Origin of the sequence: Niallia taxi, from assembly GCF_004005475.1 — a bacterium.
In the GTDB taxonomy this organism is placed as follows: Bacteria; Bacillota; Bacilli; order Bacillales; family Cytobacillaceae; genus Niallia; species Niallia taxi.
In genome coordinates this window covers 1-13,453 of record NZ_RZTZ01000021.1, presented here as the reverse complement: position 1 = coordinate 13,453, position 13,453 = coordinate 1, and the positions used below count along the sequence as shown (strand labels likewise).

At 38.5% G+C, this 13,453-nt stretch carries 12 protein-coding genes, 1 rRNA gene and 1 other annotated feature; all 13 genes read right to left on the bottom strand.

Features of this window, described 5'->3' with window-relative positions; genetic code table 11:
- Positions 1-9 precede the first annotated feature (9 nt).
- The 13 genes from EM808_RS26045 to rrf all read right to left on the bottom strand — a co-directional run bounded on the left by EM808_RS26045 (position 10) and on the right by rrf (position 13,444).
- Positions 10-417 (bottom strand): Mini-ribonuclease 3, encoded by a 408-nt coding sequence (locus EM808_RS26045; protein ID WP_127742365.1) that lies wholly within the window; start codon positions 415-417, stop codon positions 10-12.
- Between the two features lie 3 nt (positions 418-420).
- Positions 421-1,818 carry a cysteine--tRNA ligase gene (cysS, locus tag EM808_RS26040; RefSeq protein ID WP_127742363.1) on the bottom strand — a complete coding sequence of 466 codons (1,398 nt, stop codon included), beginning with the start codon at positions 1,816-1,818 and terminating at the stop codon, positions 421-423.
- Positions 1,818-2,468, bottom strand: coding sequence for a serine O-acetyltransferase (gene cysE, locus EM808_RS26035; protein ID WP_127742361.1), 651 nt, complete (start codon positions 2,466-2,468; stop codon positions 1,818-1,820). The genes cysS and cysE overlap by 1 nt, the downstream gene beginning before the upstream one ends.
- 107 nt (positions 2,469-2,575) lie before the next feature.
- Positions 2,576-2,836: a binding site (T-box leader), on the bottom strand.
- 45 nt (positions 2,837-2,881) lie between these two features.
- Entirely contained in the window at positions 2,882-4,339 is a 1,458-nt protein-coding gene (gltX, locus tag EM808_RS26030) for a glutamate--tRNA ligase (RefSeq protein ID WP_127742359.1), read from the bottom strand.
- A 75-nt stretch (positions 4,340-4,414) separates the two neighbouring features.
- Positions 4,415-4,897 (bottom strand): 2-C-methyl-D-erythritol 2,4-cyclodiphosphate synthase, encoded by a 483-nt coding sequence (gene ispF, locus EM808_RS26025; RefSeq protein WP_127742357.1) that lies wholly within the window; start codon positions 4,895-4,897, stop codon positions 4,415-4,417.
- Between the two features lie 26 nt (positions 4,898-4,923).
- Complete coding sequence (ispD, locus tag EM808_RS26020) at positions 4,924-5,607, bottom strand: 2-C-methyl-D-erythritol 4-phosphate cytidylyltransferase (protein ID WP_127742355.1); 684 nt, start codon at positions 5,605-5,607, stop codon at positions 4,924-4,926.
- An 18-nt stretch (positions 5,608-5,625) separates the two neighbouring features.
- Positions 5,626-6,705: a PIN/TRAM domain-containing protein gene (locus tag EM808_RS26015; RefSeq protein WP_127742353.1), complete on the bottom strand. Its 1,080-nt coding sequence runs from the start codon at positions 6,703-6,705 to the stop codon at positions 5,626-5,628.
- A gap of 222 nt (positions 6,706-6,927) precedes the next feature.
- Entirely contained in the window at positions 6,928-8,307 is a 1,380-nt protein-coding gene (radA, locus tag EM808_RS26010; protein WP_127742351.1) for a DNA repair protein RadA, read from the bottom strand.
- 106 nt (positions 8,308-8,413) lie between these two features.
- Positions 8,414-10,864, bottom strand: a complete 2,451-nt coding sequence (clpC, locus tag EM808_RS26005) for an ATP-dependent protease ATP-binding subunit ClpC (protein ID WP_127742349.1) — start codon at positions 10,862-10,864, stop codon at positions 8,414-8,416.
- Positions 10,865-10,888: 24 nt separating this feature from the next.
- Positions 10,889-11,956, bottom strand: a complete 1,068-nt coding sequence (locus EM808_RS26000) for a protein arginine kinase (RefSeq protein ID WP_127742347.1) — start codon at positions 11,954-11,956, stop codon at positions 10,889-10,891.
- Between the two features lie 2 nt (positions 11,957-11,958).
- The gene (locus EM808_RS25995) at positions 11,959-12,507 is read right to left on the bottom strand and encodes a UvrB/UvrC motif-containing protein (protein ID WP_127742345.1); all 549 of its coding nucleotides are present in this window, start codon (positions 12,505-12,507) and stop codon (positions 11,959-11,961) included.
- A 24-nt stretch (positions 12,508-12,531) separates the two neighbouring features.
- Positions 12,532-12,993 carry a CtsR family transcriptional regulator gene (locus EM808_RS25990; protein WP_127742343.1) on the bottom strand — a complete coding sequence of 154 codons (462 nt, stop codon included), beginning with the start codon at positions 12,991-12,993 and terminating at the stop codon, positions 12,532-12,534.
- A gap of 334 nt (positions 12,994-13,327) precedes the next feature.
- Positions 13,328-13,444, bottom strand: a 5S ribosomal RNA gene (rrf, locus tag EM808_RS25985).
- Between the last annotated feature and the right edge of the window lie 9 nt (positions 13,445-13,453).

The following is a 13,453-nucleotide window of genomic DNA, read 5'->3' as shown; positions in this document are numbered from 1 at the left end:
TTGTTCCTCCTACTGCTTTTCAATGATGGACAGTGCGGCTTGGATAATCTCCTCAAGCCGCTTCTCATCCTCAGTCAAATATAGATATCCAAGCACAGCTTCAAATCCTGTACTGTACCTGTATGTTTGAACATCTGTGTTCTTAGGGATACTTCCTGATTTTGCATTTCTTCCTCTTTTCATTACCGCAAATTCCTCAGGTGTAAAGAATTCATCCTCTATAAGTGCATGAACCACCTTTGCCTGCCCCTTGGCAGAAACATACTTTGTTGCTTCTCTATGCAGCTGGTTTGGTCGCACCTTCCCACTGTATAAAAGATGTCGTCGTACATATATCTCCAGAACAGCATCACCCATATAAGCAAGCGCCAAGCTGTTCAATTGTTTTTCATCAAGTTTCTTATCATAAAGGAGCATCCATTACCCTCTTTTCCAGCGAATGCCCTGTGGTGTATCTTCCAAAATGATGTTCATCGCCTTCAGTTGATCTCTAATTTGGTCTGCCAACTGGAAGTTGCGGTCCTTACGGGCTTGGTTCCGCTTCTCAATAAGTGCTTCAATCTCTTCATCAAGCAGTTCTTCCTTCACAAGAGAAAGTCCAAGAACACCAAACAGCTCTTCAAACTCTTTTATGAAAGCATTAATGACTGTAGCAGACGTAGTCTTTTCCAGCAAGTAATAGTTCGCTTGTTGTGAAAGCTCAAAAAGAACAGAAATTCCGTTAGCCGTATTAAAATCGTCATCCATGCTTGTGATAAACTGTTCATGTAAGCTGTTAATCTTATTTAACCACTCTTCATTTGTATCCGTTAAGTCAGTACTTGTAACCTTACGATGCAACAGATTGTCATAAGAAGTTCTGATTCGTTCCAATCCAGCTCTTGTATTCTCTAATACTTCTTCACTGTAATTGATTGGGTTACGGTAATGAACTGACAGCATGAAGAATCTTAATACTTGTGGATCATGAATCTTCAGAATATCGTGAACTGTAATAAAGTTACCTAAGGATTTGGACATTTTTTCATTATCTATATTAATATATCCGTTGTGCATCCAATAGTTTGCAAATGTCTTTCCGGATAATGCCTCAGATTGGGCAATTTCGTTCTCATGATGAGGGAAGGCTAAATCCTGTCCTCCTGCATGGATATCAATTGTGTCTCCTAAATACTTCTTAACCATTGCTGAGCACTCTATATGCCAGCCAGGTCTTCCTTGCCCCCATGGACTATCCCAAGAAATCTCTCCTTCTTTCGCATTCTTCCATAGCGCAAAATCAAGAAAATCCTGTTTTTTCTCTCCAACAGCTATTCTCGCACCAGACTTCAGTTCATCAATTGATTGATGAGATAATTTACCATACCCCTCAAACTTCCTTGTATGGTAATACACATCTCCCTCAGACTCATAAGCATAGCCTTTCTCTATCAGTGCCTCGATAAATTCAATAATGATGTCCATGCTTTCTGTTACACGCGGATGAGTATCTGCTTTTTTGCAGCCCAATGCAGTAACATCTTCAAAATATGCTTCAATAAAGCGGTCTGCAATTGCAGGAACCTCTTCACCTAACTCATTGGCAGCTCTGATAAGTTTATCGTCAACATCAGTGAAATTAGAAACAAAGTTAACATCATATCCTCTAAATTCTAGATATCTCCTTACTGTATCAAATACAATGGCAGGTCTTGCGTTTCCAATATGGATATAATTGTATACCGTTGGACCGCAAACGTACATTTTAACCTTACCCTCTTCTAATGGGACAAACTCTTCCTTTTCCCTTGATAATGTATTATAAATTTGAATAGACATTATCTATGTCTCCCTTCCTTTTTCAACTCATTCAATTCATTTTTTAAATGAAGCAACTCATTCTCAAGTTCCTTCATTCGCTCTGCAAACGGGTCAGGTAAATCGGAATGGTTTAAGTCTTTTTTGATCCTAATACCATCCTGCACCACTACAGTCCCAGGAATACCTACAACGGTAGAATTAGGTGGCACATCTTTCAAAACGACAGACCCGGCACCAATTTTTGCATTTTCTCCAATAATTATTGATCCTAATACCTTTGCTCCTGTTGCAATCAGAGCATTATCATTAACGGTTGGATGCCTCTTTCCTTTCTCTTTCCCTGTTCCCCCTAAGGTTACCCCTTGAAATATCGTGACATTATCGCCTATTTCACAAGTTTCCCCTATAACAACTCCCATGCCATGGTCAATGAAGAGTCTTCTTCCGATTGTTGCACCTGGATGTATTTCTATTCCAGTTAGTAAACGGCTGAATTGAGATATTGTACGGGCTAGAAAATACCATCTATGTTTATAGAAATGATGCGCAATGCGATGATGCCAAATTGCGTGTAATCCAGAGTAAGTAAGTATTACTTCAATTGAGCTTCTCGCTGCCGGATCTTGTTCAAATACTACTGATATATCTTCTTTAATGCGCTTAAACATTTTAACCCTCCCAATTCATCCTCTATTTACATGAAAGCCGACTAACTTCTATCTCAGCTTTATTTATAATAACGAACTACATAAAAAAAAGCGTCTCTGTCCCAAAAGACAGAGACGCTTTTACGCGCGGTTCCACTCTGTTTAGATTATTCCCTAGGCAATAATCTCCACTTAAACCTTGTTAACGGTTAGGTACCGCCTCTATTTACTAAACCAAAGTCCTAGGCTATTACTCTGCCTATGCTTAGTTGTTCAATACAGGACTCAGAGGGGCACTTCAAAAAAGGAGAGGCTTGAACCACTTTCAGCCGATGATGATTCTCTCTAATAAGCATCCTTTTTTTACTTTTCCTCTTCTACGTTTTTGTTATATAGACGTTTTTTCTTTACTATATTACATTTTTATCAGAATGTTAACTAATTAGTGATAATAATCTTTTTTCAATCTTAGAAGCTCCAAGCAATTCAATTGCTTTTGGCAGATCTGGACCATGAGTTTGACCAGTTGCAGCTACACGAATTGGCATAAATAAGTTCTTGCCTTTTTGGCCTGTTGCCTTTTGAACACTTTTTATAGCAGCTTTAATATTATCTGCATTCCAATCCGTTAAGTTAGCAAGCTCTTCCTTAAAGGCAGAGAGAACATCCTTCACTTGCTCACCAGCTAAAACCTCTTTTGCTTCTTCATCATACTGAATATCTTCACTGAAGAATAATGAAGACAGTCCGACAATATCAGCACCACAGCTCATTTGTTCTTGATATAAGCCAATTAGGTTATTAACCCATTGCTCTTCTTCAATGGAACGGTTCTCTTGCACAAGTCCAGCTTTAATAAGATGTGGCAATGCTAATTCAATAACTTTGTTTAAGTCGGCCTTTTTAATGTATTGGTTGTTCATCCATGCTAGCTTATTCTGGTCAAATAAAGCTGGTGACTTCGATAATCTTGCAGCATCAAAGATTTTGATGAACTCTTCCTTCGTAAATAGTTCCTCTTCACCTTCTGGAGACCAGCCTAGCAGTGTAATGAAATTGAAAAGCGCTTCTGGCAAGTAGCCAAGCTCTTCATATTGCTCGATAAATTGAATGATCGACTCATCACGTTTGCTTAATTTCTTTCTGCTTTCATTGACAATTAAAGTCATATGTCCGAAAATCGGTCTTTTCCAGTTAAGTGCATCATAAACCATTAACTGTTTTGGTGTATTTGTAATGTGGTCATCTCCTCTAAGAACATGAGAGATTTCCATTAGATGGTCATCAATAGCTACCGCAAAGTTATATGTTGGTGTGCCATCCTTTTTAACGATAACATAATCGCCAATTGTTTCTGATTCAAACGAAACGGAACCTTTAACCATATCTTCGAACTCATAAACAACATTCTCTGGAACCTTGATGCGAATGCTCGGCTGTCTGCCTTCTGCCTCTAGCTTCGCTTGTTCTTCCTTTGTCAAGTGACGGCATTTACCTGAATATTTAGGTGTCTCATTGTTGTTAACTTGTTCTTCACGCTCTGCTTCAATTTCAGCTTCTGTGCAATAGCATTTATATGCTAATCCTCGATCAAGCAATTCTGTGTAATATTTCTTATAAATATCATTTCGCTCAGATTGGCGGTATGGTCCAAATTCTCCACCAACATCTACGCTTTCATCCCAGTCAATGCCAAGCCATTTCAAGTACTTTAATTGGCTTTGCTCTCCACCTTCAATATTGCGTTTTTTATCTGTATCCTCAATTCGGATAATAAACTTCCCACCCAAATTGCGTGCATATAAATAATTAAATAATGCAGTACGTGCATTCCCTATGTGCAAATGTCCCGTTGGACTTGGGGCATAACGAACACGTATTTCGTTAGTCATGGTTCTGCCTCCTTGATTTTGTTTCAACCTATTTCTTGTTTATTCTATCATTTAGTATTTTCCATTAAAAGAGTGTTACTGTACTTTTCTCTGTAAAAGGACTACTGCTAATGAAGCAATGCCCTCTCCTCTTCCAGTAAATCCTAGTTTTTCAGTCGTCGTTGCCTTTACATTGACATTTTCCTGTTCTGTTTCTAACAGTTCAGCAATCCTTGATTGCATTGCTTTAATATGTGGAGCCATTTTAGGCTGCTGTGCCATGATGGTGCAATCAGCATTAACTAATTCATAACCTTTGGATTTCACCAGGCTCCAGACCTCTTTTAACAGAATTGCCGAATCAAAGTCCTTAAAAGCTTGATCTGTATCAGGAAAATGCTTGCCGATATCTCCTTCTCCAATTGCTCCTAAACAAGCATCTGCTATAGTATGTAAAAGTACATCTGCATCTGAGTGCCCAAGTAGACCCTTTTCGTGTGGAATTTCAATGCCGCCAATGATGAGTGGTCTTCCCTCTACTAATTGATGCACATCAAAGCCTTGTCCTATTCGTAACATATTATGTACTCCTTTTGCTGTTATATTTAGACTTTATATTTCTGAATGATTGCTTCAGCAAAATATAAATCCTCTGGTGTCGTTAATTTTATATTGTCATAGTTACCCATGACTATTTTTACATTATGCCCCAATCTTTCTACAAGACTAGCATCATCTGTACCGAGAAACTCCTCACGAATTGCTTTTTCATGAGCCTCTTTTAATAAGGAAATACGAAAAGCTTGTGGGGTTTGGATAGCCCACAAGCTAGAACGATCTACTGTCTCTTCGACTGTGTCACCTGTTACCTTTTTAACGGTATCTTTAATCGGGACTGCTAAGACAGCTGCTCCATTCGTTGCTGCAACTTCTGTCAATTCCTTCATTTGGTGAACATCAATGAATGGTCTGGCGGCATCATGGACTAATACAATAGCATCTTTAGAAATTTCTTTTACAGCATTGTATACACTATATTGTCTTTCATCTCCACCATCAACAATAGCAGCAATTTTCGTTATTTTATTCCTTTTTATTAGTGAATGCATCTCTTGTTTATCCTGGGGGCTGGTCACCAGCCAAATCTTACTGCAGTTTTCATCCTTTTCGAATACCTTTAAAGTATGAATAAAAACTGGCAGACCGTCTATTTTGAGAAACAGTTTATTTTTTCCTGCTCCCATTCTTTTCCCCTGACCCGCGGCCGGTATAATGACTTCATAAGCCATAAAACAAACTCCCATCCATTACAATGCTTTTTCTAATAATTTCGGTTTTGCAAAAATCATTCTTCCTGCAGATGTCTGTAAAACACTCGTTACAAGGACATCAATATGTTTTCCGATAAAATTGCGACCTTCCTCTACAACGATCATTGTGCCGTCATCTAAGTAGGCTACACCTTGATTATGTTCTTTACCGTCCTTAATAATAAGGATCTTCATTTCTTCACCTGGAAGCACCACTGGTTTAACAGCATTAGCTAAATCATTAATATTAAGAACAGCTACTTGCTGTAATTCACAAACTTTGTTTAAGTTAAAGTCATTTGTAACCACAACACCATTTGTTATTTTAGCCAGCTTTACAAGCTTGCTGTCCACTTCTGTAATCTCTTCAAAATCGCCTTCATATATCTCTACCTTAATTGCAAGTTCCTTTTGAATACGGTTGAGAATATCTAGTCCTCTTCTACCTCTGTTTCGTTTCAATGCATCAGATGAATCAGCTATATGCTGCAATTCTCCAAGCACAAATTGAGGTATCACAATCGTTCCTTCAAGAAAACCAGTTTGGCAGATATCAGCGATTCTTCCGTCAATAATGACACTTGTATCTAGTATTTTCAGCTTGCCCTTTTCTGTTTTTAATACTTCTTCTTCATTTGATTTTTTCTTTCTAGCCGCAAAAAGATTGGATAGCTCGTCTCTCTTTTTGAATCCTACTTGAAAACCTAAATAGCCAAAAAGTAAAGTTAAAAGAATAGGCGCGACCGTATTGATTAACGGTACTTTTATGGCGGTAAGTGCATAGCCTATCAAAAAGGCCAATATCAGTCCGAAAGCTAAACCGACACTTCCGAAAATAATATCAGTGATTGGAGCCTTTACAAGGGTTTCTTCCACCAACTTGATAAAATTAACAATATAATCTATCGCCCATAAAGTAATAAAATAAAAAATAATGGCACCAAGTATTGCCGATACGTAAGGGTTATTTATTAAATTATGATTTAGATTAACCATATTTAATAAATCAGGAATAAAGACTATTCCTAAAGTACCCCCAATAATTAAAAAACATGCCTGTACAATCCGTCTTAACAATACTTACACCTCCTCTTTCACATTATAAACAAATTCCCGAATTTGAAACCTAATATTACAGAGAATTTTTTTATTTGTAATGAAAAAGTTAATTAGCAAACTTTTTGTTCTTTTTTGGCTATTTTTAGAGTAGCATTATTGGTAATTCACTGTCAAATTATTTAAACATTACATTTTATCATACCAATAATGCAACATCAAATGTTTTTTTATGAAAGACAGTTATTCTCCTAATGCTGCCTTTAACGCCTCTCCGACAGAGCTGACACCTATTAGCTGAATACCTTCAGGGGCCTTGAGACCAGATAGGTTATTGGCAGGCAATATAACACGCTCGAATCCCAATTTAGCCGCTTCCTGAACTCTTTGTTCAATCCTAGATACTCGACGCACTTCTCCAGTTAACCCAACTTCCCCGATAATACAATCAGTTGCTCTGGTTGTCTTATCTCTAAAGCTGGATGCAATACTAACTGCAATAGCTAAGTCAATTGCTGGTTCATCAAGCTTAACCCCTCCTGCAACCTTTAAATAGGCATCTTGGTTTTGGAGAAGCATTCCTACCCTTTTCTCAAGAACAGCCATTAACAGCGGCACACGATTATGATCTATCCCTGTTGCCATACGCCTTGGATTTCCAAAGCTTGTTGGAGAAATAAGAGCTTGAATCTCAACAAGTACTGGTCTTGTTCCTTCCATAGAAGCAACAACTGTCGAACCAGCAGCACCTTGTGAGCGTTCCTCCAGGAAAATTTCCGAAGGATTTTCCACTTCCTCCAGCCCAAATTCTTTCATTTCAAATATGCCCATTTCATTTGTAGATCCGAAACGGTTTTTTACTGCTCTTAATATTCTGTATGTGTGGTGTCTTTCCCCTTCAAAATATAGAACAGTGTCTACCATATGCTCAAGCAGCCTTGGACCAGCAATAGAACCTTCCTTCGTCACATGACCAACGATAAAGATAGCAATCCCTTTCGTCTTTCCTATCCTCATTAGCTCAGCCGTACACTCCCGCACTTGAGAAACACTTCCTGGAGCAGATGTGACTTCTGGATGAAAAATTGTTTGGATAGAATCTATAACGACAAAATCAACCTTTGAATTTTCTATTGTTCTGCTGATTTCCTCTAAATTAGTCTCTGAATATACAAGAAGCTGATCAGACATTACTCCAAGCCTGTCTGCTCTTAATTTTGTTTGTTTTTGAGATTCCTCACCTGAAACATATAGGACAGATTGTTTTTTCAGTGCTAGTTGAGCGGACACCTGAAGAAGCAGCGTCGACTTTCCGATCCCGGGATCTCCTCCAATTAGGACAAGGGAACCAGGCACTACACCACCACCTAAAACGCGGTTAAGCTCTCCTAAGTCTGTTTTTATTCTAGGTTCATTAACTGTTTCAATGCTTGTAACAGGGATGGGCTTAGCAGCTAACGTCATACCTTGAGAATGAGCAAAGGCACCTTTTCTCTGTGCTGGTGCTTTTTCAACTTCCTCCACCATTGTATTCCAATTTCCACAGCCAGGACATTTACCCATCCATTTTGCAGATTCATAGCCGCATTCCTGACATAAGAATTTAGTCTTTCTTTTCGCCATTCTTGTATCTCCTTACCTTTTGTCAATCAGGTAACCTTTTAAGGCCCCTATAAAGAACAAATGGCACACGCAATAGTAAAACGTGTGCCATTTATGATATTAACTGTTATTTTTGCAAGTTTGTCAATTGCTGTGCGTCCTTCACATTTACAGTGAATTCCCCATCAGCTACATCTAAATCAATATGCTGACCATTTAAGACAGTACCTTTAAGGAGCTCTTCTGACAGACGGTCCTCAATATGCTTCTGAATAGCCCTGCGCAATGGTCTTGCTCCGTATTCAGGGTCATAACCTTCTTCAGCAATCTTCGCTTTAGCTGCATCTGTAATAGTAAGATTAATATCTTGCTCTTTAAGTCTGCTAACTAACTGGTCCGCCATTAGAGAAACGATTTCTTGAAGATGTTTCTTCTCTAAGGAATGGAATACAATAATTTCATCTATACGGTTCAAGAACTCTGGACGGAATGCTCTTTTCAGCTCTTCCATCACACGCCCTTTCATATCCTTATAGTCTTGTTCTCCGTCCTGAATATTGAAGCCTACATATTTATTTGATTTTAATGCAGATGCACCAACATTTGATGTCATAATGAGCACAGTATTTCTGAAGTCTACTGTTCGACCTTTAGAGTCAGTTAAGCGCCCATCTTCTAACACTTGCAATAGGATGTTGAAAACATCAGGGTGGGCTTTTTCTATTTCATCTAAAAGTACAACTGAATAAGGTTTTCTTCTTACTTTTTCAGTAAGCTGTCCGCCTTCCTCATAACCCACATATCCTGGAGGTGAACCTACTAGTCTAGAAGTGGAATGCTTCTCCATATACTCAGACATATCAATACGAATCATCGCATCCTCGTCTCCAAACATTGATTCAGCAAGGGCACGGGCAAGCTCTGTTTTACCAACACCTGTTGGACCTAAGAAAATGAAGGAGCCGATTGGACGTTTTGGATCCTTTAAACCTGCTCTTGCTCTTCTTACAGCTTTAGAGATTGCTTTTACTGCTTCCTCTTGACCGATTACTCTGTTATGAAGAATGCTTTCCATATTAAGAAGCTTATCAGTTTCTGTTTGTGCCAATCTTGATACAGGAATTCCAGTCCAGCTTGATACGACACTTGCAATATCTTCAACTGTCACTTCTGTATTTTCCTGACCTTGTTTCTCTTTCCAATTTTTCTTCGTTTCTTCTAGCTGTTCACGAAGTCTTTGCTCTGTATCGCGTAATGAAGCAGCCTTTTCAAATTCCTGACTTTGAACAGATGCATCCTTCTCTTTACGTACCTCTTCTAGTTTAACCTCTAATTCTTTTAAATTAGGAGGAGTTGTATAAGATCTTAATCTTACTTTCGAACCAGCTTCATCGATTAAATCAATCGCTTTATCTGGCAAGAAGCGGTCTGAAATATAACGATCTGATAATTTTACAGCTGCTTCAATTGCTTCATCAATAATGGAAACTCGGTGATGTGCTTCATATCTGTCACGCAATCCTTTAAGAATCTGAATAGACTCTTCCATTGTTGGCTCATCAACTGTGATTGGCTGAAATCGTCTTTCTAATGCTGCATCTTTTTCAATATACTTGCGGTATTCATCAAGTGTAGTTGCACCAATACATTGCAGCTCTCCTCTTGCTAATGACGGCTTTAATATGTTGGATGCATCGATAGCACCTTCTGCTCCACCTGCTCCAATTAACGTATGCAACTCGTCAATGAATAAGATGATGTTTCCTGCTTGGCGGATTTCATCCATCACCTTTTTCAAGCGATCTTCAAACTCACCTCGGTACTTTGTTCCTGCCACAACAGTACCCATATCTAAAGTCATAACCCGTTTATCTCTCAAAATCTCAGGAACTTCATTTTGAACAATTTGTTGAGCCAAGCCTTCTGCTATAGCCGTTTTACCGACACCAGGCTCCCCGATTAATACTGGATTATTCTTTGTTCTTCTGCTCAATACTTCAATAACACGTTGAATTTCCTTGCTTCTGCCGATAACCGGATCAAGGCTGCCTTCTCTTGCAATCGCAGTCAAATCTCTCGCAAGGCTATCTAGTGTTGGAGTATTTGCACTTGCAGCAGAGCTTCCTTGATGGCCACCTGATTCACTGCTTCCAAGCAGCTGGAGTACCTGCTGTCTTGCTTTATTTAGACTTACACCTACATTATTCAATACACGTGCTGCTACACCTTCTCCTTCACGGATAAGTCCAAGGAGAATATGTTCTGTTCCTACATAGGAGTGACCAAGCTTTCTTGCTTCATCCATAGATAGTTCAATTACCTTTTTTGCTCTAGGAGTATAATGAATTGTTTGAGAGCCCTCTTGCCCACGGCCAATAAGATTTTCAACTTCTTCTTGAATTTTTTCAGGTCCTAGCCCAAGAGCTTGCAATGCCTTTGCAGCAATGCCTTCTCCCTCGCGGACTAATCCAAGCAAAATATGTTCTGTTCCAATATTGTTATGTCCTAAGCGGATTGCCTCTTCTTGAGAAAGTGCTAATACCTTTTGTGCTCTTTCTGTAAAACGTCCAAACATCATAATGTCATCCTCCCAATTATATAATTACTCTGTTTCCAACAATAATCTTTCTCTTATTAAGGATGCGCGGCGAATGTCGCGATCATTTGGATTCATCTGCCCGCCTGAATAAAGCTGGAGAAAACCAGGCTGAGTCAAGATAAGCAGCTCGTTAAGTATACCTTTTGAGACATTTTTAATAAAACCCAGGTCGATTCCCAATTGAAGATCTGATAAGCATTTAGCTGCTTCTTTTGTTTCAATGATTCGGCTGTTGCAGAGGATTCCATATGATCGGAAAACTCTATCTTCTAATTGTATGTTTGAAGTTCTTGCTAATGCCTCTCTTGCAGCTCTTTCTTGCTCAATTAGCTGAAGTACTACACTTTTTAATTCTTCTACTATATCTGCTTCTGATTTGCCTAATGTAATTTGGTTGGAGATTTGAAATATATTCCCTAAAGCTTCGCTGCCCTCCCCGTAAATTCCTCTTACAACAAGCCCTAATTGACTAATGGCTGGTATAATTCTATTCATCTGCTGGGTTAAGACCATCCCTGGGAGATGCATCATGACAGAGGCCCTTAAACCTGTGCCTATATTTGTGGGACAACTCGTTAAATACCCTAATTCAAGGTGATATGCATAATCTATAGATTCTTCTAACCAATTATCTATATCGTTTGCTTTATCTAAAGCCTCCATTACTTGTAGTCCAGGTTTGATGCACTGGATTCTAATATGATCCTCTTCATTAAGCATAATACTTACTTCTTCATCGTCTGATAGAACACACGCTCCATAGACTGCTTCATTAGCAAGAAGAGGACTGATTAGATGCTTTTCAACAAGCACCCTTTTTTCAAGTTGTTGAAGTTCTTCCATCTTCAATAGCTCTAAATTTTCAACTTTTTCATTTGATTGGTCAGCAAGCTTTTCACTAACCTTATGAATCACGGATTCTGCTTCCTCATTTGAAAACAGGATTGGAAACCTTAATGTGTTTATATTCCTGGCTAATCTTATTCGAGAGGTTAGTACAATATCAGAGTCAGGTCCATCTGAACACATCCAGGATGTTTTTGCATTATTAATGAATTTTTCAAAAGACACTCCTACTCTCCCCTCTCATCAAAAGTTACCAGTTGTTTTTCTTTTTTTCTAATGTCATCTCTGACTTCAGCAGCCTTTTCAAACTCTTCCTGGATAATAAGTTCCTTTAAGTGTTCTCGTAGCTTACCAATTTCCTTTTTAATTAGAATATGGCCTCCAACTCTTGCAGGAACCTTGCCTTTATTTTCAACATTTCCGCCATGAAGTCTTTTGAATATAGGTTGTAATCTGTCCTTGAATGTATCATAGCAATTTGGACAGCCAAATCTTCCTATCTTCGTGAACTGTGGGAAAGTCATAGAGCATTCCTTGCATTGAAGATCCGCTTCTTTTTGGTAAGTATCATGCTTAATTTGCTGAAAGCTAGGCTCCATATTTAGCAAACTGGCTAAAAGGCTGTTAAATGAAAATCCAGGAGATTCATTTGCAACAAATAAGTCGCCCTTTTCTTTAGCACAATATTCACACAGATGAAACTCGATTTTATTACCATTAATGGTTTTAGAAAAATGAAGTGTTGCAGGCCTTTGCTGACATTCTGAACAGTTCATGCTTTCACCTCACAGCTAACATTCTTATTTATATTTTAATGTTGTTAACATTGCCTTTAAAAGTCTTGCTCTTAATTCATCTCTATATGGAAGGTCAAGGTACAGCACAGAGCGGTCAATTACACTCAGCATTATTTTCGCTTCTCGTTCATTAATTACCTCTTCTTCAACGAGCCGGAAAATAACGTCTTCTGCACTGCTTTGAGGTATTCGACTTTGTATTAGGGAAAGTAATTGGTCAATGAGATCAGCGGAATCATGTGATTGCACCTTCATTATTCGGATGAAGCCGCCTCCACCTCGTTTACTTTCAACCATGTATCCTTTTTCAATTGTAAATCGAGTATTGATGACATAGTTTATTTGTGATGGTACACAATCAAACCTATCGGCAACTTCACTTCTTTTAATTTCAACAAGTGATTTTCCGCTCATCTCTAACACTTGTTTTAAATAATTCTCAATTATATCCGAAATATTTCTCACCAAGCCTCCCCCTTCTGACTTTGACTATATTTGACTATAATTATACATGATAAAAAAGATTTTTAGCAAGATTGATGTTTTATTAATTTTCCCATTATTACTCAATCTCAAACCTGAAAGGGGCGAACTTTTATTAATGAACAGTAAGTTTTTACGATTAAATTATATATACTATAGTCTGATTTGAATCGATTATCAAGTGAGAGCTATAGACTCTGCAGAATTAATCTTAGAAAATGAAGGGATTTAGAGGGGAAATATCTTAGATGTATGTTTAAAATCTTTATAAATACATAAAAAGGCCTTAAAAGCTAATGCTTTTAAGGCCTTGGGTGCCTGGCGACGTCCTACTCTCACAGGGGGAGAGCCCCCAACTACCATCGGCGCTGAGAAGCTTAACTTCCGTGTTCGGTATGGGAACGGGTGTGACCTTCTCGCTATCGCCACCAGACTATTATGT

Coding starts and splice junctions, on each gene's coding strand:
- EM808_RS26045 (WP_127742365.1), bottom strand. CDS start 417: ATGCTCCTTTATGATAAGAAACTTGATGAAAAACAATTGAACAGCTTG.
- cysS (WP_127742363.1), bottom strand. CDS start 1,818: ATGTCTATTCAAATTTATAATACATTATCAAGGGAAAAGGAAGAGTTT.
- cysE (WP_127742361.1), bottom strand. CDS start 2,468: ATGTTTAAGCGCATTAAAGAAGATATATCAGTAGTATTTGAACAAGAT.
- gltX (WP_127742359.1), bottom strand. CDS start 4,339: ATGACTAACGAAATACGTGTTCGTTATGCCCCAAGTCCAACGGGACAT.
- ispF (WP_127742357.1), bottom strand. CDS start 4,897: ATGTTACGAATAGGACAAGGCTTTGATGTGCATCAATTAGTAGAGGGA.
- ispD (WP_127742355.1), bottom strand. CDS start 5,607: ATGGCTTATGAAGTCATTATACCGGCCGCGGGTCAGGGGAAAAGAATG.
- radA (WP_127742351.1), bottom strand. CDS start 8,307: ATGGCGAAAAGAAAGACTAAATTCTTATGTCAGGAATGCGGCTATGAA.
- clpC (WP_127742349.1), bottom strand. CDS start 10,864: ATGATGTTTGGACGTTTTACAGAAAGAGCACAAAAGGTATTAGCACTT.
- EM808_RS25995 (WP_127742345.1), bottom strand. CDS start 12,507: ATGAACTGTTCAGAATGTCAGCAAAGGCCTGCAACACTTCATTTTTCT.